Origin of the sequence: Streptomyces flavofungini, assembly GCF_014650815.1 — a bacterium.
Classification (GTDB): Bacteria; Actinomycetota; Actinomycetes; order Streptomycetales; family Streptomycetaceae; genus Streptomyces; species Streptomyces flavofungini.
The window spans coordinates 445,916-471,879 of record NZ_BMVR01000005.1 but is presented as its reverse complement, the minus strand read 5'-3'; the positions used below and the strand labels follow the sequence as shown (position 1 = coordinate 471,879).

Annotated in this window: 26 protein-coding genes and 1 tRNA gene; 12 read left to right on the top strand and 15 right to left on the bottom strand. The window is 72.3% G+C overall.

What is annotated here, in order from left to right:
* Window positions 1-170 precede the first annotated feature (170 nt).
* Window positions 171-821, top strand: coding sequence for a MerR family transcriptional regulator (locus IE274_RS15545; protein WP_190116508.1), 651 nt, complete (start codon window positions 171-173; stop codon window positions 819-821).
* An 18-nt stretch (window positions 822-839) separates the two neighbouring features.
* Here IE274_RS15545 and IE274_RS15540 read toward each other — a convergent pair whose 3' ends face one another.
* Both IE274_RS15540 and IE274_RS15535 read right to left on the bottom strand, forming a co-directional pair.
* Complete coding sequence (locus tag IE274_RS15540; protein WP_229909559.1) at window positions 840-1,922, bottom strand: DUF6528 family protein; 1,083 nt, start codon at window positions 1,920-1,922, stop codon at window positions 840-842.
* A gap of 140 nt (window positions 1,923-2,062) precedes the next feature.
* On the bottom strand, window positions 2,063-2,854 hold the full coding sequence (locus IE274_RS15535; protein WP_190116307.1) for an exodeoxyribonuclease III: 792 nt from the start codon (window positions 2,852-2,854) through the stop codon (window positions 2,063-2,065).
* An 83-nt stretch (window positions 2,855-2,937) separates the two neighbouring features.
* Here IE274_RS15535 and IE274_RS15530 point away from each other — a divergent pair, with 83 nt between their 5' ends.
* Window positions 2,938-3,417 (top strand): GNAT family N-acetyltransferase, encoded by a 480-nt coding sequence (locus tag IE274_RS15530; RefSeq protein WP_190116306.1) that lies wholly within the window; start codon window positions 2,938-2,940, stop codon window positions 3,415-3,417.
* Here the strand turns inward: IE274_RS15530 and IE274_RS15525 are convergent.
* Window positions 3,414-3,602 carry a hypothetical protein gene (locus tag IE274_RS15525; protein ID WP_190116305.1) on the bottom strand — a complete coding sequence of 63 codons (189 nt, stop codon included), beginning with the start codon at window positions 3,600-3,602 and terminating at the stop codon, window positions 3,414-3,416. The two genes, IE274_RS15530 and IE274_RS15525, sit on opposite strands and share 4 nt — an antisense overlap.
* A 166-nt stretch (window positions 3,603-3,768) precedes the next feature.
* On the bottom strand, window positions 3,769-4,503 hold the full coding sequence (locus IE274_RS15520) for an FMN-dependent NADH-azoreductase (RefSeq protein WP_190116506.1): 735 nt from the start codon (window positions 4,501-4,503) through the stop codon (window positions 3,769-3,771).
* Between the two features lie 86 nt (window positions 4,504-4,589).
* On the opposite strand from IE274_RS15520, the gene IE274_RS15515 reads away from it, so the two are divergent.
* Window positions 4,590-5,678: a sigma factor gene (locus tag IE274_RS15515; protein ID WP_190116304.1), complete on the top strand. Its 1,089-nt coding sequence runs from the start codon at window positions 4,590-4,592 to the stop codon at window positions 5,676-5,678.
* A 1-nt stretch (window position 5,679) separates the two neighbouring features.
* Here the strand turns inward: IE274_RS15515 and IE274_RS15510 are convergent, their stop codons facing one another.
* The 8 genes from IE274_RS15510 to galU form a co-directional block, all read right to left on the bottom strand.
* On the bottom strand, window positions 5,680-6,528 hold the full coding sequence (locus IE274_RS15510) for an arylamine N-acetyltransferase family protein (protein WP_190116303.1): 849 nt from the start codon (window positions 6,526-6,528) through the stop codon (window positions 5,680-5,682).
* Between the two features lie 246 nt (window positions 6,529-6,774).
* Window positions 6,775-6,848, bottom strand: a tRNA-Ala gene (locus IE274_RS15505).
* Window positions 6,849-6,972: 124 nt separating this feature from the next.
* Complete coding sequence (sepX, locus tag IE274_RS15500; RefSeq protein ID WP_190116302.1) at window positions 6,973-8,349, bottom strand: divisome protein SepX/GlpR; 1,377 nt, start codon at window positions 8,347-8,349, stop codon at window positions 6,973-6,975.
* 300 nt (window positions 8,350-8,649) lie between these two features.
* Window positions 8,650-9,273, bottom strand: a complete 624-nt coding sequence (locus IE274_RS15495) for a GNAT family N-acetyltransferase (RefSeq protein ID WP_190116505.1) — start codon at window positions 9,271-9,273, stop codon at window positions 8,650-8,652.
* A complete protein-coding gene (locus IE274_RS15490) occupies window positions 9,270-9,767 on the bottom strand; it encodes a MogA/MoaB family molybdenum cofactor biosynthesis protein (RefSeq protein WP_190116301.1) in 498 nt (165 codons plus the stop codon). Before IE274_RS15490 ends, IE274_RS15495 begins: the two co-directional genes overlap by 4 nt.
* 49 nt (window positions 9,768-9,816) lie before the next feature.
* Window positions 9,817-10,320, bottom strand: a complete 504-nt coding sequence (gene moaC / locus IE274_RS15485) for a cyclic pyranopterin monophosphate synthase MoaC (RefSeq protein ID WP_190116300.1) — start codon at window positions 10,318-10,320, stop codon at window positions 9,817-9,819.
* Between the two features lie 125 nt (window positions 10,321-10,445).
* On the bottom strand, window positions 10,446-11,795 hold the full coding sequence (glp, locus tag IE274_RS15480) for a molybdotransferase-like divisome protein Glp (RefSeq protein ID WP_190116299.1): 1,350 nt from the start codon (window positions 11,793-11,795) through the stop codon (window positions 10,446-10,448).
* A 3-nt stretch (window positions 11,796-11,798) separates the two neighbouring features.
* Entirely contained in the window at window positions 11,799-12,701 is a 903-nt protein-coding gene (gene galU / locus IE274_RS15475; RefSeq protein ID WP_190116298.1) for a UTP--glucose-1-phosphate uridylyltransferase GalU, read from the bottom strand.
* A 94-nt stretch (window positions 12,702-12,795) separates the two neighbouring features.
* On the opposite strand from galU, the gene IE274_RS15470 reads away from it, so the two are divergent.
* The gene (locus IE274_RS15470; RefSeq protein ID WP_190116297.1) at window positions 12,796-13,407 is read left to right on the top strand and encodes a 5-formyltetrahydrofolate cyclo-ligase; all 612 of its coding nucleotides are present in this window, start codon (window positions 12,796-12,798) and stop codon (window positions 13,405-13,407) included.
* A gap of 102 nt (window positions 13,408-13,509) precedes the next feature.
* Here the strand turns inward: IE274_RS15470 and IE274_RS15465 are convergent, their stop codons facing one another.
* Window positions 13,510-16,362 carry a penicillin acylase family protein gene (locus tag IE274_RS15465; protein WP_190116296.1) on the bottom strand — a complete coding sequence of 951 codons (2,853 nt, stop codon included), beginning with the start codon at window positions 16,360-16,362 and terminating at the stop codon, window positions 13,510-13,512.
* A 229-nt stretch (window positions 16,363-16,591) separates the two neighbouring features.
* Here IE274_RS15465 and IE274_RS15460 point away from each other — a divergent pair, with 229 nt between their 5' ends.
* The 6 genes from IE274_RS15460 to IE274_RS15435 all read left to right on the top strand — a co-directional run bounded on the left by IE274_RS15460 (window position 16,592) and on the right by IE274_RS15435 (window position 22,758).
* A complete protein-coding gene (locus IE274_RS15460; protein WP_190116504.1) occupies window positions 16,592-18,091 on the top strand; it encodes a potassium/proton antiporter in 1,500 nt (499 codons plus the stop codon).
* A 440-nt stretch (window positions 18,092-18,531) separates the two neighbouring features.
* Entirely contained in the window at window positions 18,532-19,797 is a 1,266-nt protein-coding gene (locus IE274_RS15455) for an MFS transporter (protein WP_190116295.1), read from the top strand.
* A gap of 67 nt (window positions 19,798-19,864) precedes the next feature.
* Window positions 19,865-20,206: an FmdB family zinc ribbon protein gene (locus IE274_RS15450; RefSeq protein ID WP_190116294.1), complete on the top strand. Its 342-nt coding sequence runs from the start codon at window positions 19,865-19,867 to the stop codon at window positions 20,204-20,206.
* 112 nt (window positions 20,207-20,318) lie between these two features.
* The gene (locus IE274_RS15445; RefSeq protein ID WP_190116293.1) at window positions 20,319-21,170 is read left to right on the top strand and encodes an S-methyl-5'-thioadenosine phosphorylase; all 852 of its coding nucleotides are present in this window, start codon (window positions 20,319-20,321) and stop codon (window positions 21,168-21,170) included.
* 337 nt (window positions 21,171-21,507) lie between these two features.
* Window positions 21,508-22,074, top strand: a complete 567-nt coding sequence (locus IE274_RS15440; protein WP_372446990.1) for an RcpC/CpaB family pilus assembly protein — start codon at window positions 21,508-21,510, stop codon at window positions 22,072-22,074.
* A 162-nt stretch (window positions 22,075-22,236) separates the two neighbouring features.
* Entirely contained in the window at window positions 22,237-22,758 is a 522-nt protein-coding gene (locus IE274_RS15435) for a large conductance mechanosensitive channel protein MscL (protein ID WP_190116291.1), read from the top strand.
* A 55-nt stretch (window positions 22,759-22,813) separates the two neighbouring features.
* On the opposite strand, the gene IE274_RS15430 is transcribed toward IE274_RS15435, so the two are convergent.
* Entirely contained in the window at window positions 22,814-23,032 is a 219-nt protein-coding gene (locus IE274_RS15430) for a hypothetical protein (RefSeq protein ID WP_190116290.1), read from the bottom strand.
* Between the two features lie 124 nt (window positions 23,033-23,156).
* Window positions 23,157-23,378, bottom strand: a complete 222-nt coding sequence (locus tag IE274_RS15425) for a hypothetical protein (RefSeq protein WP_190116289.1) — start codon at window positions 23,376-23,378, stop codon at window positions 23,157-23,159.
* On the opposite strand from IE274_RS15425, the gene IE274_RS15420 reads away from it, so the two are divergent.
* Both IE274_RS15420 and IE274_RS15415 read left to right on the top strand, forming a co-directional pair.
* The gene (locus tag IE274_RS15420; RefSeq protein ID WP_190116288.1) at window positions 23,377-24,591 is read left to right on the top strand and encodes a low temperature requirement protein A; all 1,215 of its coding nucleotides are present in this window, start codon (window positions 23,377-23,379) and stop codon (window positions 24,589-24,591) included. The genes IE274_RS15425 and IE274_RS15420 overlap by 2 nt on opposite strands.
* A 111-nt stretch (window positions 24,592-24,702) precedes the next feature.
* Entirely contained in the window at window positions 24,703-25,851 is a 1,149-nt protein-coding gene (locus tag IE274_RS15415; RefSeq protein WP_190116287.1) for a P1 family peptidase, read from the top strand.
* The last annotated feature ends 113 nt before the right edge of the window (window positions 25,852-25,964 follow it).

Genomic DNA, 25,964 nt, shown 5'->3' with positions numbered 1-25,964 from the left:
ACTGGCGCAATGGGGAGAGTAGAACAGCGTCGTACTCATGGGTAGGGGTCCGGCGAGGAAAGTTACCGACGGTACGCCCCCGGCGCGGCGGCCCGGTCCCGGCATAGGCTGCCCACGTGGCAGATCACACGGCAGACGCGGCCGGAGCGGCGGACGTACGCGAGTTCCGCATGGACGAGCTGGCCAAGGAGGCCGGCATCACCGTGCGCACCGTCCGCTTCTACCGTGAGCGCGGGCTGATCCCGCCACCGCGCCGCGAGGGCCGCATCGCCTGGTACGACGAGCACCACCTGGCCCGCCTGCGCACCATCGCCGCCCTCCTGGAGCGCGGCCACACCCTGAACGGCATCGCGGAACTGGCCGAAGCCTTCGAGCAGGGCCGCGACGTGGCCGAACTCCTCGGCATGGACGGCCCCTCGGAGGAGAACCCGGTCCGCCTCACCCCCGAGGAGCTGGCCGACCGGTTCGCGGGCGAGGTCACCCCGGAGAACCTGTCGGCGGCCCTGGACCTCGGCTATCTCGGCACCGACGGCGACGACATCGTGCACATCAGCCGCCGCCTCCTGGACGCCTCGACCACCCTCGTCCGCAAGGGCATCCCGCTCGCGGCGGTCCTGGAGGCGGGCCAGCTCGTGCGCGAACACGCGGACGCGCTGGCCGAGTTGTTCGTGACGGTCGTGCGCACGCACGCCCCGGAGAACACGGACGTCAGCATCGAGATGCTGCGCCCGGTCGCCAAGAGCGTGGTGGAGGCGGAGCTTTCGCTGGCCCTCGACCGGCGGCTCGCGGACGAGAAGCCGGGGAGCGGACCCAGGGGATAGGGGCCCGGCGCGGCGGCCTCAGCGCGGGAGCCACCAACGCGCCTTGTAGATCCCCCCGTTGACCAGCGTATACGTCCCCGTGGGCCGGTGCACGCCCACCTTCGTCGTCCACCAGGTCTCCTCAAGGCCCTTCTCCGGCACGGTGCTGAGGACCTGCCCGGTGCGCGGGTCGTTGCCGACGGCCTTCACCGCCGCGCGGTCGATCAGCTCGTGCCCCGCGTAGTCGCGTACGAAGGTGCCGCGGCGCAGGTCGTACTGGAACACGGCCGCGTTGGTCGTCACCCACAGCCGCCCCGGCCGCCCCGCGACGGGGAACAGGTCGTGCCCGCCCGCGGTCCTGCCGGGCACGGCGACCGGCAGCGGGGTCACGGACGTGCGGGTCAGCGCGGGCCGCGCGGGCGTGCCGCCGACCTCGTACGCCACCAGGTCGTCGTCGCCGAGCGCCCACAGCACCCGCCGCGCGCGGTCCCAGTGCAGCGCGTGCGCGCCCTTCAACCCGTCCTCGGCGTACCGGGTGGCGGCCGGGCCGAGCGAGGCGGCGTACACCCGCACCAGCGCACCCGAGCTGCACGCCACCGCCACGTTGCCGTCCGGCAGCAGCTCCGCGCTGTGCGGGTTGAACAGGTCGTCGCCGGGGCCGAGCGCCGCGCCCCAGTAGCGCCGCCCCGTCGGGTACTCGACGGCGGCCACGAACCCGAACGACGCTGTGGTCAGCACGAGGGTCCGCTTGCGGTGCACGCGCGCCTTCGCCTCGCACGGGTACACCCAGCTCGCCTCCGGCCGGAGGTCCCGGTAGCGGGGGTCACCGAGGGGCGAGAACTGCCAGCGCACGACGGACGGTTCGGCCACCGGGTCCCAGACGCGACGGCGCGGGTCGAGCACCAGGAGCCGCTTGCTCGCCTGCTCGGTGACCAGGACGGGCGGGGTGCCCGGGGGGACCCCGGGACCGGTGGCGGACGGGGCCGACGCGGCGGACGCGGACGCCGTGCCCGCGGGCAGCGCCCCCGCGAGCCCCGCACCCGCCACCGCGCCCGCGGCACCGGTCAGCAGCCCTCGCCGGGACAGACCTCTGGCAGGACCTCCGGACGAACCATCAGACATGAAGCACCCCCGCGCGAGGATCAGTTGGCGCGCCCATCATGAAGGAGGGGCGCGACCGCAATCTGCCACGCCACGCGGGAGCCGGGACAGTCCCCTGCCGGACTTTTGGCCGCGACTTCGCCCGCCGGCCGCCCGGTGGCCTACTCGTAGACGACGGTCACCGGGGCGTGGTCCGACCAGCGCTCGGCGTGCGTGGCGGCCCGCTCCACGGACCCCTTGACCGCGCGCCCGGCGAGGCCCGGCGTCGCCACGTGGTAGTCGATGCGCCAGCCCGTGTCGTTGTCGAAGGCGCGGCCGCGGTAGGACCACCAGGAGTAGGGGCCCTCGACGTCGGGGTGCAGCGCGCGCAGCACGTCGTCGCCGAACTCCTCGAAGACCCGGCTCAGCCAGGCCCGCTCCTCGGGCAGGAACCCGGAGTTCTTCTTGTTGCCCTTCCAGTTCCTGAGGTCGGCCTCCTGGTGGGCGATGTTCCAGTCACCGCAGACCAGGACCTCGCGCCCGTCGGCGGCGGCCCGCGCCCTGAGCCCCTTCAGGTACTCCAGGAACTCCGCCATGAACCGGATCTTCTCGTCCTGCCGCTCGGTGCCGACCTCGCCCGAGGGCAGATACAGGCTCGCGACCGTCACACCCGGCAGGTCCGCCTCCACGTACCGCCCGCTGTCGTCGAACTCCTCCGATCCGAAGCCCACCCGCACCCGCTCCGGCTCCCGCCGCGTGTACAGCGACACCCCCGCGCGGCCCTTCGCGGCGGCCGGGGCGTGCGTGACGTACCAGCCCTCCGGGTCCCGTACGTCCGCCGGGAGCTGCTGCGGCTCGGCCCGCACCTCCTGCAGACACAGCACGTCCGCGCCGGTCCCGGCGAGCCACTCCACGAAGCCCTTCTTGGCGGCGGCACGCAGGCCGTTCACATTCACGCTGGTCACTGTGAGCATCCCGGCACGATACCGGCACACTGGTAGCCGCCCGGAATCCCACGGCCGCCCCCACGGCCCTGCATAGAAGTACGATGGAGAGCATGAACATACATCCCGTCGCCTTCGACCACCCGGACGCCGTCAAGCTCAACGACCGCGTCCAGCTCGAGTACGCCGAGCGCTACGGCGACGAAGGCGACGTGACCCCGCTGGCCGCGGCCATGTTCAAGCCGCCGTACGGCCTGTACCTGATCGCGTACGACGACGCGGGCACCCCGCTGGCCACGGGCGGCTGGCGCGCCATGGACGAGAACGGCGAGGGGTACTCCGACGGGGACGCCGAGATCAAGCGCATGTACGTCACCCCGGAGGCCCGGGGCCTCGGCCTCGCCCGCCGCATCCTCGCGGCCCTGGAGTCCGACGCCCGCGAGGCGGGCCGCACCCGCATGGTCCTGGAGACCGGCACCAAGCAGCCGGAGGCCATAGCCCTCTACATCTCCAGCGCCTACACCCCCTGCGCCAAGTTCGGCCACTACCGCGACACCCCCCTGAGCCGCTGCTACGCCAAGCCCCTGCGCTAGGACCCGTCCGACCCCCGCCCCGGGACCACGGCCGCGCCGAGGTCCAGCTCCGCCAGCGCCCCGCCCCCTGCCGGGCTGGAGAACCGCAACCCGGCCCCGAGAACCTTCGCCTGCCCCACCGCGATGGTGAGCCCGATGACGGCCGGTTTCCGCAGTGGCGAACTGAGCGCGTCGGCGACGTACACGGGCCCGCTGATCCGCGAGGGCCGCAGCGCGGGCCCCTCGACGTACAGGCCGCCGTGCTCCGCGCAGCCACCGGCCAGCGCGGCCGTCAGGGCCGTGCCGCAGACGGCGGCGACGGTCCTGACGGGGCTGCTCCATATGGATCAAATGTATCGATCCGGGCATTTCTCACATGTGGAGAGCGGCCGGACGCCCGCCGAGAGGACGTACGGCCAGCTCGGTCACCGCCGCCCGCGCCGCCGCGAGCGAGTCCACCGCGAGGTCCCGGAACGGCGCCAGCGCGGGAATGTCCCCGGCCCGCGTCAGCTCGGCCCGCACGATGTGCAGCTCCCCCTCGGCCACCCCGAGTTCCCCGAAGTACGCCCGCAGATACGGCACCTGGAAGTCGCAGTCCGCGCGCGGCGTCCCCGGCCCGTACCCCCCGCCGCACGCGGCGACCACCACGACCCGCGTCCCGCCGAGATGCGGACGCCCACTGTCCGGGTCGGTGAACGCCCCCGGGAACGACACCCGGTCGATCCACGCCTTCAGCGCCGCCGGCACCCCGAAGTTGTACATCGGCACCCCGATCAGGACGGTCCCCGCCGCCCGCAGCTCCGCCACGAGCGGCAGCGTCAGCGCCCACTCCCGCTCCTCGTCGGCCCCCTCGGCCAGCGCGGCCACCTTCGCCAGCGGTACGGCGCCCTGCCGCTCCGTGCGCGTCCCGAGCGCGACATAGCCGGACCCCACCAGCGGCACCGGCTCCGCGGCCAGATCCCGGTACCGGTACCCGGCGTCCCCGTACCGCTCCCGCCAGCTCCGCGCGAACAGCCCGGTCAGCGTCCGCGTCACGGACTCCCCTCGCCGATCGGCACTGGAGTCCAGATGCAGCAGCCCGCCCCGTACGGCACCCGTGTCACCCATGTCGCTCACGTCTGCTCAACTCCTGTCACTTCTCTTCGGTCCGGTACGTCAGGAAGGTGACGGAGCAAGCCGGGGAAAGGTGACCGATGGACGAGCAGGCCGAACTGGCGGACCGCTTCGAGGACCAGCGCGGGCGACTGCGGGGCATCGCGTACCGCATGCTCGGCTCGCTGAGCGAGGCGGACGACGCGGTGCAGGAGACGTGGCTGCGCCTGAGCCGTACGGCCGCCGACACCGCTCGCACCGCCGACACCGCTCGCACCGCCGACACCGCTCGCACCGTCGACGCCGCTCACACCACTCGCACCACTCGCACCACTCGCACCACTCGCACCACTCGCACCACTCGCACCACTCGCACCACTCGCACCACTCGCACCACTCGCGCCGCCGTAACGGCCGGGAACCCCGAGAGCGCCGGGCGCCCCGAGCATCCCGAGACGGTGGAGAACCTGCCCGCCTGGCTGACGACCGTCGTCTCCCGCATCTGCCTCGACATGCTCCGCGCCCGCACCACCCGCCGCGAGGACTTCGTCGGCGGCCAGGTCCCCGACCACATCGGCAGCGCCGACGCGCACACCCCCGAGGAGGAGGCGCTCCTGATCGAGTCGGTCGGCCGCGCCCTGCTCGTGGTCCTCGGCACCCTGGGTCCGGCGGAGCGCGTCGCCTTCGTCCTGCACGACTCCTTCGCCGTACCGTTCGACCGGATCGCGCCCATCGTGGAGCGCTCACCGGTGGCCGCGAAGAAGCTGGCGAGCCGGGCCCGCGGCAAGGTGCGCGGCACCCCGGCCGTCCCCGCGGCGGAGCTGACGGGGCACCGGGAGGTCGTCGAGGCGTTCCTCACCGCGGCCCGCGGCGGCGACCTCGACGCGCTGCTCGCGGTCCTGGCCCCGGACGTCGTCCGCCGCGCCGACCCGGCGGCGCTCCCGCTGGGCGCGGCCACCGAGATCCACGGCGCCGCCGCGGTGGCCCGCGAGACGGTCCTGCTCACCCGCAACGCCCGGCACGCCGCCACAGTCCTGCTCGACGGCGTCCCCGGCATCGTCGTGGCCCCGCGCGGCCGCCTCCTCCTGGCCCTCACCGTCACCGTCGAGTCCGGCAGGATCACGTCGTACGAGGTCGTCTCCGCCCCGGCCCGCCTGCGCGGCCTGACCTTCGCCGTCCTCCCGGACTGACTCAGACCAGCTTGGGCACCAGCAGCTCGGCGTCCGCCGCCGACAGCTCGACCCCGAAGAGGCCGGCGAGCACCTCCGGCACCTCGTGCGGCTCAAGATCCCGGGTCTCCGGCGGGCCGGGCCGCTCCGGCGTGACGGTGGTGAGGCGACGGTTGTCCAGGAGGTGCAGCCGGTCGGGGTGGAGGCGCTGCACGAAGATCCGGTCGCTGAAGGCCGAGTGGCGGCTGCTGGCGCCGAAGTGGTTCGTGACGCGCAGGTCGACGGGGTACTGCGGGTGGAGCGTGAAGGTGTGCCGGATCATCCAGCCGTCGCCGGAGTTGTCGGCCTGGCCCGGGCCCGCGGGCTGGTAGAGCGCCCACCCGTCGACGCCGGGGCCGACCTCCTGCCGCCGCAGCCGGTACGGCCAGACGCCGTCCGGCACGTCCGTGGCGTCGGTCAGCTCGATGGGCTCCAGCGGGCTGGCCCCGAACCCGATGTCACTCAGCCACCGCTTCCCCGCCAGCTCCACGATCACCATGGCGTGCGTGGCGGGCCTGATCCTGGTCTCGCCCATCTGCACCCGCCCCTGCACCACGACGAACCGGAACCCGAGCCGTTCCAGCGCGGCCGCGTAGAGCGTGACGTGCTCGAAACAGGTCCCCCCGCGCGCACTGCCGATCAGCTTGGCCTGAACGGACTCGACATCGAGCGGCCGGTACTTCCGCAGCACCGCCTCCACGTTCTCCCACCGCACGGACAGCACATGCGCCCGGTGCAGCGCCCGCAGCGTCGCCAGCGAGGGCGACCGGTCCCCGTCGTGCCCGAGGTGCGCCAGATAGGCCTCGAGGTCGAGTGCGTCGCCGTTCCACATGCGGGTGGTCCCCTCGTGTCATCACGTCAATTGCCGATGTGCGTATGACGCTTGGAGCGATCTCCCCGGCTCCCCTATTCCACCCCGGACCTCGGCCTTTGGTCCTCCGCCGCTGGGCCTCGGTCCCGGGCCCGAGGCCGTACCGACCCCGAACAGCCCCTGGAAACGGCGAAGATCCCGCCCGATCTTGCGATCGGACGGGATCTTCGTCTACCGACTTGAGCTTCCTCAAGAGCGGTTGTGCAGTGGACCTGAGGGGATTCGAACCCCTGGCCCCCTCGATGCGAACGAGGTGCGCTACCGGACTGCGCCACAGGCCCTTGCAACGAGTGAAACTCTAGCATCCCCGTCCGGGTGCTTGGAAATCCGTTCCTGGCTGGTCAGGGAGGCGGGTCCGGGCTGGTCAGGGAGGCGGGCCGAGCGGGGCCCGGCGGTGCCCGGGCGTCACTCGTTGGCGGCGCGCGGGCGGCCGTCGGCCCCGTCGTCGTACTGGTCGAACAGCGGGGTGCGGCCGCGTTCGCGGGAGCGGCGGGCGGAGGCCGCGCGGCGGGCGTCGCTGCGACCGCCGTCGGCGCCGTCGGTGCCGTCAGCGCCGTCAGCGCCGTCGGTGCCGCTCCCGCCGCCGGCGGCCCGCTGCTCCTCGGCGGCCGCGGCCGCCTCGGCGTGCGCCGCCGCCCTGCGGTCCGCGGCGGGCTCGGCGGTGCTCGACCGGGCCGAGCTCCAGGTGTCGGGGGCGCCGAGGTCGACGCTGCCGGGGGCGCGCGGGGCGACCGGCGCCGTCACGTACGTCGGCAGGGGCACCGGGACCGGGTCCCAGCTGTCGGCGCGGCCGGGGCCGTGCTGGCGTTCGCGCTGCTGGTCGACCCACTCGGCGTGGTCGGTCTGCTCGACGAGGGCGCGGCGGTCGGCGGCGAGCGCCGACAGACCGGTCTCCGACTCTGGCGCGGGCTCCTCGGCGGCGGGCTCGGCGTTCGCCTCGCGCCCGCGCGCCTGCCGCTCGCGCAGCCGCCGCGCGGCGACCTCGGCCCGGCGCCGGTCCATCGTGTACGTGAAGCGGCGCCGCTCCTGGCGGCGGAGATAGACGATGTACGCGCTGAGCAGCCCGGCCGGGACGGCGGGCGCCCACAGGAACGCGAAGCCGCCGACGGCCGCGACGATCGTGCCGACGGTGAACGTGAGGAACAGCATCACCGTGGTGCGCCGACGGCGGGCGAGCACCTTCGTGCGCCGGGCCCGCGCGGCGGCGTCGGCCGCGGCGGCGCGCCGGGCGGCCTGGGACGGACCCTGACCCGTCCCGGCCCCCTGCTGGGCACCCGGACGCGCGCCGACGCGCGCCTGCGCGCCGGGCTGCGCCTGCTCGGCGGCGGAGGCGCGGGGCTGGGGCCGGGCGGGCGCGGGACGGCCGCCGGTGGCCACGGGGCGGCCGTGGTGGTCGGCCTGGCGGCTGTGGGGCTCGGCCTGGCGGCCGTGGTGGTCAGCGGCCGGGCGGCCGTGCGGCTCGGCGGCGGGACGGCCGCGGGAGTCCGTGGCGCGCCCCTCGCGTTCCGCTCCCGGAGGCACGGCGAAGGACCGGACGTCGACCGAGTCGGTCACGGCGTCCGGGTCGCTGCGCGACTCCTCCTCTTCAGGCGAGCGCGCTTGCAGGTCCTTGGCGTACCGGCGCTCCATTCCCGCCCGTCCGGAAAGCAGCCGGATGGCGGTGCTGAAGCGTTCCGTCGGACGAGCTTCGTTGAGCTCGTCCTGCCTACGGAGCCACATCGGCACCAAGTAGGCGGCCCAGGCCCCGACGATGACTGCGTAGATGAGGCCGCTGCTGCTCACGCCTCACACGGTAGAGGGGTTTTGTCGAGGCCATCCGCCAATTGAGCCGGTGTGTCGCACGATCTGGCTGATATCTCGAACTTTTTTTGTGACTGATGCGATCAACAGGCCGACGAGGCGCCGAATTTAACGGTCACTCACCGATCAATTTCGAACAGATATTTCATTTATGAGAGTGGCAGCATTGCGCCGCGGCAGGGGCGCGACGGCCCGTCAGGCGCCCGCCCGGCACCCGTCCCACGCTCCGCGAAGCGTCACGCGGTGTTCCCACGCGGCGCTGCCCGGTGTCCTCACGCACCGTCAGGCGGTGTTCCGCGGACGTGCCTGCTGCCAGCGCCGCAGCAACCCCTCCGGCACCTCTTCCACGGTGAGCGCGAACACCAGGTGGTCGCGCCAGGCCCCGTCGATGTGGAGATAGCGGGGCCGCAACCCCTCCTCGCGGAATCCGAGTTTCTCCACCACCCGGCGGCTCGGCGCGTTCTCGGGCCGGATACAGACCTCGATGCGGTGCAGCCCGACGCTCCGGAAGCAGTGGTCGGCGGCGAGCGCCACGGCGGTCGGCATCACCCCGCGCCCGGCGACCGACTCGTCGACCCAGTAGCCCACGTGGGCCGAGCACATCGACCCCCAGGTGATCCCGGCGATCGTCAACTGCCCGACGAGGCGGCCCTGGAACTCGATGACGAACGGCAGCATGCGGCCCGCGTTGGCCTCGGCGCGCAGGTGCCGGACCATCTGCCGGTAGGTGGGGCGGTGGGCGACCGGGCCGCTGGGGGTGGGCGGCGGGATCGTGGCCTCCCAGGGGCGCAGCCAGTCGCGGTTGCGCCGGTTGACCTCGCGCCAGGCGCGCTGGTCGCGCAGTTTTATCGGCCGCAGGACGACATCGCCGTCCGTCAGCTCGACGGGCCAGCTGGGGCTGTTCAGCTCGCACCCCCGTCGGTTCTCGGATGGTCGCCGCCGCGCAGCTGGTCGACGGCATGGGCCAACAGCGGCGTGAGGACGGCGAGTCCGTCGCGTACGCCGCCGCTGGAACCGGGCAGGTTCACGATCAGCGTGCGCCCCGCGACCCCGGCGAGGCCCCGGGACAGCACGGCGGTGGGCACCTTCTCGCGGCCGTACGCGCGGATCGCCTCCGGGATGCCCGGGACTTCGTAGTCGATGACGCGGCGGGTGGCGTCGGGGGTGCCGTCGGTGGGCGAGATGCCGGTGCCGCCGGTGGTGAGGATGACGTCGTACGCGGCGGCGACGCCGTCGCGCAGGGCCTGCTCGACGGGGTCGCCGTCGGGCACCACCCGCGGGCCGTCGACGGCGAAGCCGAGGGCGGCGAGGCCGTCGGCGAGGATCGGGCCGCCCTTGTCGGCGTAGACGCCGGCGGCGGCGCGGTTGGAGGCGGTGACGACGAATGCCCGGTACGTCATGCCCCGGCCTCCTCGGCGTCCCGGTGGGCGTCGACGGGCGCGCGGTGCGTCATGCTCCCGCTCCCTGCCGGTTCCAGTCGCCGGACTTGCCGCCCGTCTTCTCCTCGACCCGTACGTCCGTGATGACGGCGCCCTTGTCGACGGCCTTGACCATGTCGATGACGGTGAGCGCGGCGACGGTGACCGCGGTGAGGGCCTCCATCTCGACGCCGGTGCGGTCGGTCGTCTTCACGGTGGCCAGGATCTCCACGGCGTCGTCGGCGACGCTCAGGTCGACCTTCACTCCGGAGACGGCCAGCGGGTGGCACAGCGGGATCAGGTCGGGGGTGCGTTTGGCGCCCATGATGCCCGCGATGCGGGCGGTCGCCAGGGCGTCGCCCTTGGGGAGGCCCCCTTCTGGTGAGTCCCCCCGCAGCAACTCGATCACCCGGGGCGAGACCAGGACCCGGCCGCTGGCGCGCGCGGTCCGGGCGGTCACGTCCTTCTCGGATACGTCGACCATGCGGGCCGCGCCCGCCTCGTCGATGTGCGTCAGTCGCTGCTGCGTGCTCATGTGCTGTGGCGCTCCCGGTCCGGGCCCCGCGCGGTGCGGTGCGCGGCGGGCCTGCTGTGCGCGACACAGTACCGCCCCGGCGCCGCCCCGCCCGAGCCGCGCGCCCGGTCGGCCCGCGGGGCCCGTCAGCCGAGCAGCACCACGTCGACCTCGGTGCCCGGCTCGACGGACGTGCTGCCCTCGGGGACGACGATCAGCGCGTCCGCGTGGGCGAGGGCGGCGACCAGATGCGACCCGGAGCCGCCGACCGGTGTCACCGTGCCCGCGTCGGCGTCGTACCGCCCGCGCAGGAACTGGCGCCGCCCGGACGGCGAGGTCAGCGCCTTGTCGGCGGCGATCCGCGCGCGGGCGGTGGGCCGGTGGACGTCCGGCAGGCCCATCAGCGCGCGCACGGCGGGCCGTACGAAGATCTCGAAGGAGACGTACGAGGACACCGGGTTGCCCGGCAGGGCGAGCAGCGGGGTGTGGTCGGGGCCGATGGTGCCGAACCCCTGCGGCTTGCCCGGCTGCATGGCGAGCTTGCGGAACTCCACGCCCCCGCCCGCGCCCAGGCCCTCCTCGTCGTCCGGGTCGCCGATGGAGTCGAGCGCCTCCTTGACGACGTCGTACGCCCCCACGCTGACGCCGCCCGTGGTGACGAGCAGGTCGGCGCGGATGAGCTGGTCCTCGATGGTGGAGCGCAGGACCTCGGCGTCGTCGGTGACCGCGCCGACGCGGTAGGCGATGGCTCCGGCGTCGCGGGCGGCGGCGGTGAGGGCGAAGCTGTTGGAGTCGTAGATCTGGCCGTCGGCCAACTCCTCGCCCGGCTGGATCAGTTCGCTGCCGGTGGACATGACGACCACGCGCGGGCGCGGGCGCACCTTGACCGTGCCCCGGCCGATCGCGGCCAGGAGCGCGATCTGCGGGGCGCCGAGGACCGTGCCCGCGGTCAGGGCGCGGTCCCCGGCGCGGACGTCGCTGCCCCGCGCGCGCACGTGGGCGCGGGCTTCGGCGGGGCGGTGCACGCGGACCTCGCCGGAGGCGCCCTCGGGGGCCGCGCTGTGGGCCCGCATGCCGCTGGCGGGGCCCTCGCCGAGCCCGCCGTCGGTCCACTCCACGGGCACGACGGCCTCGGCGCCGGGCGGCAGCGGGGCGCCGGTCATGATGCGGGCGGCCTCGCCGGGGCCGACCGTGGGCTGCTCGCCCTGGCCCGCGGCGACGTCCCCGATGACCGTGAGGACGGCCGGGAACTCCTCGCTGGCGCCGGCGACGTCGGCGACCCGCACCGCGTACCCGTCCATGGAGCTGTTGTCGAAGGGCGGCAGCGAGACGGGCACCGTGACGTCCTCGATCAGGACACAGCCCTGGGCGTCGAGGAGCTGGAGCTCGATGGGCTCCAGTGGCCGGACGGTCGCGAGGATGTCGTCCAGGTGCTCGTCCACCGACCAGAGCTGGTCCCGACCGGTGCCGTGGTGCGTCGTGCCGCTGCTGCTCAAGTGCTACATCTCCTCGGTGACGTAACTGCGAAGCCAGGCCTTGAAGTCCGGGCCCAGGTCTTCACGTTCGCACGCGAGTCTGACAATGGCACGCAGATAGTCGCCGCGGTCGCCGGTGTCATAGCGGCGGCCCTTGAAGACCACGCCGTGCACCGGGCCGCCGATCTTCTCGTCGGCCGCGAGCTGCTGGAGCGCGTCGGTGAGCTGGATCTCGCCGCCGCGGCCCGGCTCGGTCTTGCGCAGTATGTCGAAGACGTGGGGGTCGAGGACATAGCGGCCGATGATCGCGTAGTTCGACGGGGCGTCCGCCGCCTCGGGCTTCTCGACCAGGTCGGTCACCTTCACGACGTCGCCGTCGGCGGTGGGCTCGACAGCCGCGCAGCCGTAGAGGTGGATCTGCTCGGGGGCGACCTCCATGAGCGCGATGACGCTGCCGCCGTGCCGCTCCTGGATCTCGACCATGCGCGCGAGCAGGGGGTCGCGCGGGTCGATCAGGTCGTCGCCGAGGAGTACGGCGAAGGGCTCGCGGCCGACGTGGGGGGCGGCGCACAGGACGGCGTGACCGAGTCCTCTGGGGTCGCCCTGGCGGACGTAGTGCATGGTCGCCAGGTCGCTGGACTCCTGGACCTTCGCGAGCCGGGACTCGTCGCCCTTCTTCGCGAGGGCCGACTCCAGCTCGTAGTTCCGGTCGAAGTGGTCCTCAAGGGGGCGCTTGTTGCGGCCCGTGACCATGAGGACGTCGTCCAGGCCCGCGGCGACAGCCTCTTCGACCACGTACTGGATCGCCGGCTTGTCGACGACCGGCAGCATCTCCTTGGGCGTGGCCTTCGTGGCGGGCAGGAAGCGAGTGCCAAGTCCCGCTGCTGGGATGACAGCCTTGGTGATCTTGGGGGGAGACTCAGTCATGAGCGTTACCTTAACCGGTGCCTATGTGTGGAATCTGTGGCTCCGGAATATAGGCCCACATGTGCGCACAATAGGAAGGGTTTGTGAGTTGACCATGGATCAACCCGGTCCGGGCAAGGGAAACAAGCGCACATTGCGCGCAGAGATCCTCACGGTAAGAGGCGGGTTGACGCCCGGTGACACGCAGAAGGCGGCGGCCGCGCTCGCCGAGCGCTCCCTGGAACTGCCCGAACTCTCGGGCGCGCACACGGTCGCAGCGTACGTCTCCGTAGGCACCGAACCCGGCACCCGTGCCCTCCTGGACACCCTCCACGCGCGCGGGACACGTGTCCTGCTGCCCGTCCTGCTCCCCGACAACGACCTGGACTGGGCCGCGTACGACGGCCCCGGCTCCCTCGCCCCCGTCCAACACGCGGGAAAGATGAAGCTGTTGGAGCCCGCGGGCCCGCGCCTCGGCCCCGACGCCGTCCTGGCGGCCGACGCCGTGCTGCTCCCGGGGCTCGCGGTGGACGCGCACGGGACGCGGCTCGGCCGCGGCGGCGGATCGTACGACCGGGTGCTCGCCCGCCTCGAGCGCGCGGCGCTCTCCCCCGCGCTGGTGGTGCTCCTGTACGACTCCGAAGTGGTCGCGCACGTCCCCGGGGAGGCGCACGACCGGCCGGTGCACGCGGTGGTGACGCCGTCGGCGGTGCGCCGCTTCACGTGAGCGGCGGGCCCGCGTCCGTACGTCCCGCAAGGCGAAAGGGCCCTCCACGCGCGCGTGGAGGGCCCTTTCAACTGTCGCACCGAGCCGGGCGGCTCGCGCCCGTCAGGGCTTCAGCACCAGCGTGTCGTCCGTGCTGTCCTCGACGGCCTTCTCGGAGTAGGCCCACGGCAGCAGTTCGCCCTTGATCCACTTGCCGGTCTGGTCGGTGTAGTGATCGCTGTAGGCGTGCCCGGAGGCGCCGGTGAGGTTGATCCAGCGGGACTTGTCGAGGTCCTTCAGGTTCACGACCATCCGCATCGACGGCACCCAGATCACTCCGTAGCCGCCGGCCGCGTTCCAGCCGGTGGCGTTGACCGTGGCCTCGCCGCCGCCGAGCTTCCAGGGGCCGCGGTTGAGGACCCACTGGAGCCAGCCGGGGCCGTCGGTGCCGAGCGTCTGGTTCTTCAGCGTGAGGGTGTGCAGGCGCCCCCAGCTCCAGGTGTCGATGTCCTTGCCGAGCTTGGCCGTCAGGTCCCAGCGCGCGTCCTCCATGGCCCGCGCGAAGAGCTGGTCGCGGTTCTTGGTCTCCTTGTCGGTGCGCGTGCCCGGCGTCTTCCACCAGTCGTTGTCCTGGTCGTCGAGGATCTTGCGGATGACCTCGAAGTAGCGGTCGCCGCCGTCGGGCTGCGCGGAGTCCGCGTCGCGCTCGCCGCACTCGCGCACCCGGTTCTCCTCGTCGGCCGGGCGGGTGTTGCCCGTCGGCTCGACGGACAGGCACTGGCCCTTGACGCGCAGTTCCTTGGGCAGCTTGTTGCCGATGGCGAGCTGCAGGATGCTGCGCCAGACGGCGTTGAAGTAGGCGGCGGCGGCCGAATCGGCGTCCTGGGTGTAGTCCCAGCCCTCAAGGAGCTTCTGGGCCTCACGGACGTGCTTGTCGCCGATGTCGATCTTCAGCAGCTTGGGCACGAGCAGCCGGGCGATCTCGCTGCTGTTGTCCGTCTGCATCAGCCGCATGTCCTCCGTGGAGATCTTGCCGCCGTTCTTCGTCTTGGACTTGATGAGGTCCTCGATGCGCTGGCTGCGCGCGCCGTAGCCCCAGTCCGAGGTGAGCTTGTACGGGTACTTCTTGCCGTCGCCGTCGTCGATCACGGCCTGGTTGGCGGTGACGATGTAGCCGCGCTTGGGGTTGTACTCGTACGGCAGGGCGTCCTGCGGGATGGGGTCGCCCCAGCGGTAGTCCGGGTCCCAGCCGGGCGCGGGCAGCGAGCCGTCGCCCTTGCCCCGGGTGGGGATCCTGCCGGGCGCCTGGTAGCCGATGTTGCCCTTGGTGTCGGCGTAGATCAGGTTCTGCGAGGGCACCTCGAAGTCGGCGGCGGCCTTGCGGAAGTCCTTGAAGTTCTTGGCCTTGTTCAGCTCGAAGACGGCGTCCATGGACTTGCCGGGTTCGAGGGCGGTCCAGCGCAGGGCGATGCCGTAGCCGTCGCCGCGGTCCGGAGCGGAGGCGTCGACCTGGGCCTTCTTGCCGACCTTGACCAGTTCGTCGTCGCGGTCGGAGATCAGCGGGCCGTTGTTGGTCTCGCGCACCGTGATCGTCTTGGTCTTGCCGCCCGCGACCTTGATCTTCTCCTCGCGGGGCTTGAAGGGGACGATCTTGCCGTTGTACTGGTAGCCGTCGGCGGTGAACTTCTCCAGGTACAGGTCGGTGACGTCGGCCCCGAGGTTCGTCATGCCCCAGGCGATGTCCTGGTTGTGGCCGATGACCACGCCGGGCAGGCCGGAGAAGGTGTAGCCGCTGACGTCGTACTGGCACTTGGCCGACACGGACTTGCAGTGCAGGCCCATCTGGTACCAGACGGACGGGAGCTGCGGGGCCAGGTGCGGGTCGTTGGCGAGGAGCGGCTTGCCGGTGATGGTGTGCGCTCCGGAGACCACCCAGGAGTTGGACCCGATGCCGTTGCCGTTCGAGCCGAGACCGGCGTCCGGGATCTTGTCGAGGACGTCGGAGAGGCCGGAGAGCTGGGACTGGAGGCCGTTGCCGGAGGTCTGGGAACCGGCTGCGCCGGTTCCCGTGCCCGTACCGGTGCCCGTGCCGGTCCCAGTACCGGTACCAGTGCCGGTTCCGGTGCCCGTACCCGTACCGCTGCCAGTACCGGTCCCCGTGCCCGTACCCGTGCCCGACTGCCCGCTCGGCGAGTCGTCACCGCTGAACTTCTCGGTGACGCCGTTGTAGCGGCCCTCCTGGACGATGGGCTTGTGCAGGTCGAACGGGTACTCCGGGTAGAGGTCCTTGATCTGCGACGGGCCGAGGCGGCTGGTCATCAGGGCGCGGTCGATCTCGTCCTGCATGTTGCCGCGCAGGTCCCAGGCCATGGCCTTGAGCCAGGCGATCGAGTCGACGGGCGTCCACTTCTGCGGCTTGTAGTCGTTCTCGAAGGAGAGCGCCGCGTACTCGACGGAGATCTCCTTGCCGCCCTTGCCGTCGAGGTAGGCATTGACCCCCTTGGCGTACGCCTGGAGGTACTTCTTCGTCTTCGGCGAGAGCTTGGAGTCGTACTCCTTCTTGGCCACCCGGTGCCAACCGAGAGTGCGCAGGAACTCATCGGTCTTGACCTGGCTCTTCCCGAACATCTCGGAGAGCTTGCCGGAGGTCATATGGCGGCGTACGTCCATCTCCCAGAAGCGGTCCTGCGCCTGGACGAAGCCCTGTGCCATGAACAGGTCCTCATCGGACTCGGCGTAGATCTGCGGAATGCCGTTGCCGTCGCGCTTGACCTCGACCGTGCCCGACAGGCCCTTCAGGTCGATGGAGCCCTTGGTCTGCGGGAAGGAGGCGCGGACGGCGCTGATGCTCCAGTACGCGCCGAACCCGATGCCTCCTACGACGGCCAGGACCAGGACGATCACGATCAGTCGGGCTCGGCGCCCCTTCTTCCTACCGGACTTGCGACCGGAAGAGGCGTTGGTGTTGGAGGGCATCGCTGTCCTTGCTGTCCTTCGCGAGCGGCAGGGCGGGGCTTGTGCGGGTCCTGGAGTGCTGGAGCAACCATAGGCGCAGGGCGATACGGCCCCGGACGCGGAGTCGGAAACCGACATCGAACGAAGGTTCGGAGACGCGAGGCGGAGTGTGAGGGTGCGCGTCAAGAGCGCGTTAAAGGTTAGGTAACGTAACGAAGCATCACGGCTCGCACGACGGAAGGATCGGCCCCTGTCTGTCCACGACCTCAACCAGCTTCTGCTCATCAGCTCGCTCGTCCTGCTCGTCGCGGTCGTCGCGGTGCGCCTCTCCTCCCGCAGCGGGCTGCCCAGCCTGCTGCTCTACCTCGGCATCGGCGTCGCCATGGGCCAGGACGGCATAGGCAACGTCACCTTCAACAACGCCCAGCTCACCCAGGTCATCGGCTACGCGGCGCTCGTCGTGATCCTGGCCGAGGGCGGCCTGGGCACCAAGTGGACAGAGATCAAGCCGGCGCTGCCCGCCGCGGCCTCCCTGGCCGTCGTCGGCGTCGCGGCCAGCGTCGGCGTCACGGCCGCAGGAGCGCACTATCTGGTCGGGCTCGACTGGCGGCAGGCGTTCATCATCGGCGCGGTGGTGTCCTCGACGGACGCCGCGGCCGTCTTCTCGGTACTGCGCAGGGTGCCGCTCCCGTCCCGGATCACGGGGGTCCTGGAGGCGGAGTCGGGGTTCAACGACGCCCCGGTGGTCATCCTCGTCGTGGCCTTCTCCACCGCGGGACCGGTGCACCACTGGTACGTCCTGGTCGGGGAGATAGCCCTGGAGCTGGCCATCGGCGCGGCCATCGGCCTCGCGGTGGGCTGGCTCGGCGCGTACGGGCTGAGACATGTGGCGCTGCCCGCGTCCGGTCTCTATCCGATCGCGGTGATGGCCATCGCCGTCGCCGCCTACGCCGCCGGGGCCCTCGCCCACGGCAGCGGATTCCTCGCCGTGTACCTGGCCTCCATGGTGCTCGGCAACGCCAAGCTGCCGCACTGGGCGGCCACCCGCGGATTCGCCGAAGGCGTCGGGTGGATCGCCCAGATCGGCATGTTCGTCCTGCTCGGCCTGCTGGTCACGCCGCACCGGCTGCTCGACGACATCTGGCCCGCGGTGGTCATCGGGCTCATCCTGACCGCGGTCGCCCGGCCGCTGTCCGTCGTGCTGAGCCTGCTGCCGTTCCGGATGCCCTGGCAGGAGAAGGCACTCATGTCCTGGGCCGGGCTGCGCGGCGCCGTGCCCATCATTCTCGCCACGATCCCGATGGTGAACGGTGTCGACGACAGCGAGGAGATCTTCAACATCGTCTTCGTGCTCGTCGTCGTCTACACCCTGGTACAGGGGCCGACGCTGCCGGGCCTCGCCAAGATCCTCCGCATCGGCAAGGGAGCGGAGGCCTCCGACCTGGGCATCGAGTCGGCGCCCCTGGAGCGCCTGCGGGGCCATCTGCTCTCGGTGCCCGTCCCGGAGGGCTCGCGGCTGCACGGCGTCGAGATCAGCGAGCTGCGGCTGCCCACGGGCTCCGCCGTCACCCTGATCGTGCGCGACGGCAAATCCTTCGTACCGGGCCCGTCGACCGTGCTGCGGAACGGCGACGAGCTCCTGGTGGTGGCCACGGACCCGGTGCGCGACGCGGCCGAGGCGCGGCTGCGGGCGGTCGCCCAGGGCGGCAAGCTGGTGGGCTGGCTGGGGCTGCCGGGTGGGCAGCGGTGAGGCCGGGGACGGCCTGAGGTTCGGGGGAATCGGGGGCCGCGGGGGGTGGTGAGGGTTCGGGGGCTGTGGGGGTTCGGGGCTGTGGGGGCTCGGGGACTGCGGAGGGTTCGGGGACTGCGGAGGGTTCGGGGCTGCGGGGGGTTCGGGGCTGCGGGGGCAATCGCAGGTGGCGGGGGTCTCACTTCTCGTAATCACAGGTGCGGCTTGCGCGACACCTGTACGATGAAGGCACACTCTGAACGTACCGACACATCTGTCTTCGGTACCGACACTGATCGAACCAACTCTGTCTGACGCAGAGCTGGCGCGACCGTATGGCGGCCGCGGCGCCCTCGCAGTGGGCGACCGGTATCTACCGCAGTTCTGCGCAAGAGGACAGCTCTCGGCGCCGTCGCCCTGGAAAAGCGGCCGCGCTACCAGGCAGCAGAAAGGCAAGGGCCGTGGTGTCCACGGTCACCGAACCCCGCCCGGGCTACGGACAACTTCTGCGCACCCCCCGCGCCTGGACCTTCCTGCTTCCGGGATTCGCCGCGCGACAGCCGTTCGCGATGCTCACCATCTCCATCGTGCTGCTCGTGCAGCACACCACCGGCTCGTACGGGGCCGCCGGTGCGGTGTCGGCCGTCACCGGCGTCTCCATGGCCCTGTTCGCGCCCTTCACCGGCAAGCTCGCCGACCGCTTCGGGCAGCGCGCCGTCCTGCTGCCCGGCGTCCTCGTGCACACCGCGTCCGGCATCACGCTGACCGTGCTCGCGCTGTCCGACGCGCCCCTGTGGGCCCTCTTCGTGGCCGCGGTGCCGACCGGCGCCTCGACCCCGCAGATCGGGCCGATGGTGCGGGCCCGCTGGGGCGTCAAGCTCCAGGGCACCCCGCTCGCCCAGACCGCGGCGGCCTTCGAGTCCGTCACCGACGAGCTGACCTTCGTCCTCGGCCCCCTGGTCGCCACCGCGCTCTGCACGGGCATCGACCCAGCGGCCGGACTCCTCACCGAAGCGGGCCTCACCCTCGTCGGCGGTCTGCTGTTCGCCGCGCAGAAGAGCACCCAGCCGCAGCCCGCCGCCGACGGCCACGCGCGCGTAGCGCACGATTCGGCGCTGCGGGTGCCCGGTGTACGCGTCCTGATCGTCGCGTTCCTCGGCATCGGCACCGTCTTCGGCGGCATGCAGGTGTCCCTGGCCGCCTTCACCGAGTCCATCGGTGAGCCCGGTCTGAACGGCGTCCTGTACGGCACGTTCGCCGCGGGCAACATGCTCTCCGGGATCGCCTGCGGCGCCATCGCCTGGAAGATCGCCCCGCAGCGGCGGCTCGTCCTCGGCTACGCCGGGCTGACCCTGATGGCGTCCGGCCTGTGGGCCGCGCACTCCGTGCTGCTGCTCGCCGGGCTCGGCCTGCTCGTCGGCGTCTGCATCGCGCCCGCCCTGATCACCGGCTACACGCTGGTCGACAGCCTGGTCGCGCCGACCGCGCGCACAGAGGCGTTCACCCTGCTCACCGGCGCGGTCGCGCTCGGGCAGGCGGCGGCCGTCACGGTCGCCGGACAGCTGGAGGACCGCTTCTGGGACGGCGCCGGATTCCTGGTGCCCCTCGGCGGCACGGTGCTCGCGCTGGCCGTGCTCCTGTCGCTGCGCTCCCGGCTCACTCCGAAGACGTCGAGCCGCACCGTGGCACGTGGCGTCGGTCACCGCACGCCGGTGACGGTGGACTGATCCCGCGGAATACGTCACTATGGACCGTCGTTAGCACTCATCGAGTGAGAGTGCCAGGAGGAAGCAAGTGCCGACGTACCAGTACCAGTGCACCGAGTGCGGCGAGGGCCTCGAGGCGGTGCAGAAGTTCACCGATGACGCCCTGACCGTGTGCCCGAACTGCGACGGACGCCTCAAGAAGGTGTTCTCGGCGGTCGGCATCGTCTTCAAGGGCTCCGGCTTCTACCGCAACGACAGCCGCGGCTCGTCGTCGAGCAGCTCGCCCGCGTCGACGTCGTCCTCGGGCTCTGCGAAGTCGTCGGACACCTCGTCGTCCTCTTCGTCGACGTCGTCCTCCACGTCTTCGTCCTCCTCGTCGTCTTCGTCGTCGGGCTCCTCCTCGTCGTCGACGAGCTCCTCGGCGGCCTGACCAGGCCCCTTCAGGGACCCCGGTTTCCTCCGGACCCCAGCTCTTCCCAGGACCCCGCTGTCGTACGACGGCGGGGTCCTCGGCGTTTTCGGGCCGGACTACTGTGCTGGCCATGGTGAATACGGCGAACGCGACCCAGGCCGAGATCGGTGTCATCGGCGGCTCCGGCTTCTACTCCTTCCTCGACGACGTCACCGAAGTGCACGTCGACACCCCTTACGGCTCGCCCAGCGACTCCCTGTTCCTCGGCGAGATCGCCGGGCGGCGGGTCGCGTTCCTGCCACGCCACGGCCGCGACCACCATCTGCCGCCGCACCGCATCAACTACCGCGCCAACCTGTGGGCGTTGCGCTCCGTGGGCGTGCGCCAGGTGCTCGCCCCGTGCGCCGTCGGCGGGCTGCGGCCCGAGTACGGCCCCGGCACGCTCCTGGTTCCCGACCAGCTCGTGGACCGTACGCAGTCCCGCCAGCAGACCTACTTCGACGGCCTTCCGCTGGCCGACGGCACCGTGCCGAAGGTCGTGCACGTCTCGCTGGCCGACCCCTACTGCCCGACGGGCCGTGCCGCCGCCCTCAAGGCCGCGCGCGGCCGCGACTGGGAGCCGGTGGACGGCGGCACGCTCGTGGTGATCGAGGGGCCGCGGTTCTCGACCCGCGCCGAGTCGCGCTGGTACGCGGCGCAGGGCTGGTCCGTGGTCGGCATGACGGGCCACCCCGAGGCGATCCTCGCCCGTGAACTGGAGCTCTGCTACGCCTCGCTGACCCTCGTCACGGACCTCGACGCGGGCGCCGAGTCCGGCGAGGGCGTCTCGCACGAGGAGGTGCTCGAGGTCTTCGCCGCCAATGTGGACCGACTCCGGCCGGTGCTGTTCGACGCGGTGGCGGGGCTGCCCGCGCAAGCGGAGCGGGAGTGTCTGTGTGTGGGGGCGCTGGGTGGGCTGGAGACGGGGATTCGGCTGCCGTAGGCCAGGCTGGGCTGGGCCTGGGCTGGGCTGGGCTGGGCTGGGCTGGGCTGGGCGGAGCTGGGGAGGGCGGAGCTGGGGAGGGATGGGGCGGTGCGGGGTGGAACTTCCCCTTCGGGTGGTGGAGTTGTCCACAACCGGCGAGTAGTGCACGGGGCTCAGCGGGATCTGGCGTGGGCCTGCATCGTGAGAGCGGAATCCGGACCGGGATCCGCACTTCTCACGGCAGGTGGTGGTCGTCATGACGCAGGGCCCTTCGCGCACCTCATCACGTACGCCTTCGCACGCATCCGCACAGTCGGGGGCCGGGCGGGGCGGCGGGGCGCCGCCACCCTGTCAGGTGCCGCACTTCTCCCCGCTGCATGTGCGCGGTGGGCGGCAGCGGCTGCGGCGCCTGATGCGGCACCGGCGGCGGGCGCTGGCCGCGGGCCTCGCGATGACTGCGGCGGCGCTGGTCACCGCGGGGCCGCGTGAGTCCGGGCGGCCGCAGCCGCAGGGGTCGGCGGCGCCCGTGTCCGCCGGGGAGCACGGCGAGGACCCGGCACCGCAACGGGCGCGGCGGGCCGCCCGGTTGGTGACGGCACCGGTGCGGATCGCGGACGCGGCGACGGTGCGGCTGCTGCGGCCGGGCGACCGGGTGGATGTCTTGGCCGCGGGTGGCGCGGGGGTGGACGGCACGGGGGTCGGTTCGGCGGGTTCGACGGGTGCGACGGGTGCGACGGGTTCGGTGCGGCCAGGTGGGGCGGCGCGGGTGGTCGCGGCCGGGGCGCGGGTGTCCGAGGTGCCGGATTCTCCGGACTCGGCGGCCGAGGGCGGGGCTTTGGTCGTCCTTGCGGTGCCGCGTGCGACGGCGGCTCGGCTTGCCGGGGCGAGCGCGACCGCGCGGCTCGCGGTGACGCTGCGATGAGCCGGGTACATACCCGCCCGAGGGGCCGAGGCGAGTACGACACACCTGAGCACCTGTCAAGTCCCTCGTTCGCGTTATGGAATTGGACAGGGCTGCCACGCCCTGCCGTAGGTTGCGAGGCGGTTTGCCGCACAATCCGCACATGCAACGAAAGGCTCAGCAGTGAGCGAGAAGAAGGATCCGGGCATCCTGCAGGGCTTCAAGGCCTTCCTGACGCGCGGCAATGTCGTCGACCTGGCGGTCGCGGTGGTCATCGGCGCCGCGTTCACGAACATCGTGAACTCGGTGGTGAAGGGCGTCATCAACCCGCTGGTCGGCGCCATGGGCACCAAGGATCTCGACCACTACAGCTCGTGCCTGAAATCGCCCTGCGTGGTGAAGAACGGCGAGGCGGTCAGCGGCATCCCGATCCTGTGGGGTTCGGTGCTCAGCGCCACCCTCAGCTTTGTGATCACCGCGGCGGTCGTCTACTTCCTGATGGTCCTGCCGATGGCGAAGTATCTGGCCAAGGCGGCCGCGCGGCAGGCGGCGAAGGAAGGCACGCAGGAGGTCATCGAGGTCTCGGAGCTGGAGGTCCTCAAGGAGATCCGCGACGCGCTGGTCGCCCAGCGGAGCGGCGGGGACGACCGGCCGGGCGGCGACGCGTCCGGCGGCGCGGGCAGGCCGGGCGGCTCAGGGCTGTAGCCCAGGGGTCCTGGTGGGCCCAGGGGTCCTGGTGGGCCCAGGGGTGCTGGCGGGCTCAGATGTGGTGGGGCGGCTTCTCGTCCAGGAAGCGGGCGAGGTCGGCGGCGCTGTCGCCGGACGACGTCGGCCGCTCGCCCCAGCCACGGTCCGTGTCGTCCGAGGACTGCTGGGCCAGCGGGTCGTCGAAGACCAGCGCGTTCGCCGGGTTCTTGGCGTCCTGCCGGGGCTTCGCGTCCTTCGGATCGCGCGGTTCGGGGGCGGGGGCGGTGCTCATGCCTCCAGCGTACGTCCGCCGGGGGCGACGGGTGGGCCGGGAGCGGGCGGGCCAGGAGGGGGTGGGGTGGCCGAGGCTGCGGGGACTCCCGGGGCGGCTGGGACTCCCGGGGCGGCGAGGGGCGTCAGACGGCCCGCAGGCCGTGGGCGGCGAAGGTCTCCTTGGCCGTCGCCACCTGCCGCGAGGTCGGCGCGAGGGTGTCCCGGAGGGGGAAGTCCCCGCCGAGGGCGGTCGGCGAAGTCGAGGGTCGGCCGCAGGACGCTCCCACCACCCACTCGGGTGCTCCGGCGCCGACACGGCTCGCGGCGGGAGGACGGGCCGCCGGGCTCTGCTGTTGTTGGCCCATGACGTCGACCACTCCCCCACCGGGTGCCGCGACCGCACCGCCCGCACCACCTCCCCCGCTGCGCCCGATGGTCGCCCGCGGCCGCGAGGAGGAGCACCGCGCCGCGACACCGCTGGAGCTCTTCTTCGACCTGTGCTTCGTGGTGGCGGTCGCCCAGGCCGGTGTGCAGTTGGTGCACGCGGTCGCCGAGGGGCATCCGGGCGAGGGGGTCCTCAACTACGCGATGGTGTTCTTCGCGATGTGGTGGGCCTGGATGAACTTCACCTGGTTCGCGTCGGCGTACGACAACGACGACACGCTCTACCGCGTCGTGACGCTCGTCCAGATCGCCGGTGTCCTGGTGCTCGCGGCCGGGGTCTCGAAGGCCTTCCAGGACCACGAGTTCCTGGTCGTCTGGCTCGGCTACCTGATCATGCGGCTCGCGCTGATCACCCAGTGGCTGCGGGCGGCGGCCTCGACGACGGGGTCCGAGCGGCGCACGGCGCTGCGGTACGCGGGCGGGGTCGCGCTGTGCCAGGTCGGCTGGCTGGGGCTGCTGCTCCTGCCGGAGGGGGCGCGGGCGTGGATGTTCCTCGTCATGGTGGTCGCCGAGATGGCGGTGCCGACGTGGGCGGAGCGGACCCGGACGACGCCCTGGCACCCGCATCACATCTCCGAGCGGTACGGCCTCTTCACGATCATCGTGCTCGGCGAGACGATCGCCGCAGCGACGGTCGCTGTGAAGTCGGGCATCGACGAGAACGACGCGCTCGGCGAGGTCCTGCCCATCGCCGCGGGCGGGCTCCTCCTGGTCTTCGCCGCCTGGTGGATCTACTTCGTGGTGCCGATCCACGGCCATCTGCGCTCCAACAGCCAGGCGTTCCTGTGGGGTTACGGACACTTCGTGATCTTCGCGTCGGCGGCGGCGATCGGGGCGGGCATCGAGGTCGCGGTGGAGCAGGCCGTCGGCAAGGCGCACATCTCGGAGACGGCGGCATCGGCGGCGGTGACGATCCCGGCGGCGGTGTACCTGTTCACGGTGTGGCTGCTGCACTCGCGCTTCTTCAAGGTGGGGCTCGCTCAGCAACTGGTGCTTCCGGTGACGGCGTTGGCGGTGCTGGCGTGCACCTTCGCGGGCCGCTGGGCGGTGTTCGCGGCGGGGATCGTCGCGGCCCTGGCGGTGGTGACCGGGGTGACGCTCACGTCGCGGATGGTGCGGGCCGAGGCAGCGTGAGCGTTGCGTGGGCGCCGTCGCGCGGGTGCGGCCGCGTGGGCGCTGCCACACGGGTGCGGTCGCGTGGGCGCCGTCGCGGGGCACTGTCAACACGCGTGATACGCATGCCGTATGACGACACGTGACGTACCGACGGAATCCGGGCGGGCCGGCGGGCTGACCGATGTGGCCGGGCTGCGGGTCGGGCACGCGGGGCGCCTGGGTGACGGCTGGCTCTCCGGCACGACGGTCGTGCTGGCGCCCGAGGGCGGGGCGGTCGCGGCGGTGGATGTGCGCGGCGGCGGCCCCGGTACCCGGGAGACGGACGCGTTGGACCCGCGGAACCTGGTGCAGCGGGTGGAGGCGGTGGTCCTGACGGGCGGCAGCGCGTACGGGCTCGACGCGGCGGGCGGGGTGATGGCGTGGCTGGAGGAGCGGGGGCGCGGGGTGCGGGTCGGGCCGGATCCGGCGCATGTGGTGCCGGTGGTGCCCGCGGCGTGCGTGTTCGACCTGGGGCGCGGGGGCGACTTCGGGGCGCGGCCGGACGCGGCGACGGGCCGGGCGGCGGTGGTGGACGCGGCGGCCAGGGAGAGCGGGCACGCGGTGGCCGTGGGCGCGGTGGGCGCGGGCATCGGGGCGGTGGTCGGGCAGGTCAAGGGCGGGGTCGGGACGGCGAGCACGGTGCTGGCCTCGGGGATCACGGTGGCCGCGCTCGTGGTGGCGAACGCGGCGGGGTCGGGGATCGATCCGCGGACGGGGGTGCTGTACGGGCAGTTCTTCGGCACCGGCGCTGAGGACAGCGCAGTCGGCACCGGCACCGGCACCGGCACCGGCACCGGCACCGGCACCGAGGACAACGCCGACGCCGCCGACGCCGACATCGTGGTGCCGCCCTCGCCCGAGGTGCACGCGGCCGCTCGGCGGCGGCTTGCCGAGGCCGCCGCGCGAAACGTGGCGCCGCCGCTGAACACCACGCTGGCCGTCGTCGCCACCGACGCGGCGCTGACCAAGGCGCAGGCGCAGAAGCTCGCGGGCACGTCGCACGACGGCATGGCCCGGGCCGTGCGGCCGGTGCACCTGCTGAACGACGGCGACACGGTGTTCGCCCTGTCGACCGGCGCCCGGTCGCTGGCCGAGGCCGATCCGCTGGCCCTGAACGAGGTCCTCGCGGCGGGCGCGGACATGGTCACGCGGGCGATCGTCGGGGCGCTGCTCGCGGCGGAGTCGGTGGAGACCCCGGGAGGAACATTCCTCGCATACCGGGATCTTTACCAGCAATAGCTCCATCATCAGCAAAGGATATTAAGTCCCTTTTAATCAAGTGTTGTTAGCGTCGTACGGGGGCGCCCTGGTGTGCCTGCACTCACACGCCCGCGCCGGAACCAATCCGTCGC

Coding starts and splice junctions, on each gene's coding strand:
- IE274_RS15545 (WP_190116508.1), top strand. CDS start 171: ATGGACGAGCTGGCCAAGGAGGCCGGCATCACCGTGCGCACCGTCCGC.
- IE274_RS15540 (WP_229909559.1), bottom strand. CDS start 1,922: ATGTCTGATGGTTCGTCCGGAGGTCCTGCCAGAGGTCTGTCCCGGCGA.
- IE274_RS15535 (WP_190116307.1), bottom strand. CDS start 2,854: ATGCTCACAGTGACCAGCGTGAATGTGAACGGCCTGCGTGCCGCCGCC.
- IE274_RS15530 (WP_190116306.1), top strand. CDS start 2,938: ATGAACATACATCCCGTCGCCTTCGACCACCCGGACGCCGTCAAGCTC.
- IE274_RS15520 (WP_190116506.1), bottom strand. CDS start 4,503: ATGGGTGACACGGGTGCCGTACGGGGCGGGCTGCTGCATCTGGACTCC.
- IE274_RS15515 (WP_190116304.1), top strand. CDS start 4,590: ATGGACGAGCAGGCCGAACTGGCGGACCGCTTCGAGGACCAGCGCGGG.
- IE274_RS15510 (WP_190116303.1), bottom strand. CDS start 6,528: ATGTGGAACGGCGACGCACTCGACCTCGAGGCCTATCTGGCGCACCTC.
- IE274_RS15490 (WP_190116301.1), bottom strand. CDS start 9,767: ATGACGTACCGGGCATTCGTCGTCACCGCCTCCAACCGCGCCGCCGCC.
- moaC (WP_190116300.1), bottom strand. CDS start 10,320: ATGAGCACGCAGCAGCGACTGACGCACATCGACGAGGCGGGCGCGGCC.
- galU (WP_190116298.1), bottom strand. CDS start 12,701: ATGACTGAGTCTCCCCCCAAGATCACCAAGGCTGTCATCCCAGCAGCG.
- IE274_RS15470 (WP_190116297.1), top strand. CDS start 12,796: ATGGATCAACCCGGTCCGGGCAAGGGAAACAAGCGCACATTGCGCGCA.
- IE274_RS15465 (WP_190116296.1), bottom strand. CDS start 16,362: ATGCCCTCCAACACCAACGCCTCTTCCGGTCGCAAGTCCGGTAGGAAG.
- IE274_RS15445 (WP_190116293.1), top strand. CDS start 20,319: ATGGTGAATACGGCGAACGCGACCCAGGCCGAGATCGGTGTCATCGGC.
- IE274_RS15430 (WP_190116290.1), bottom strand. CDS start 23,032: ATGAGCACCGCCCCCGCCCCCGAACCGCGCGATCCGAAGGACGCGAAG.
- IE274_RS15420 (WP_190116288.1), top strand. CDS start 23,377: ATGACGTCGACCACTCCCCCACCGGGTGCCGCGACCGCACCGCCCGCA.
- IE274_RS15425 (WP_190116289.1), bottom strand. CDS start 23,378: ATGGGCCAACAACAGCAGAGCCCGGCGGCCCGTCCTCCCGCCGCGAGC.
- IE274_RS15415 (WP_190116287.1), top strand. CDS start 24,703: ATGACGACACGTGACGTACCGACGGAATCCGGGCGGGCCGGCGGGCTG.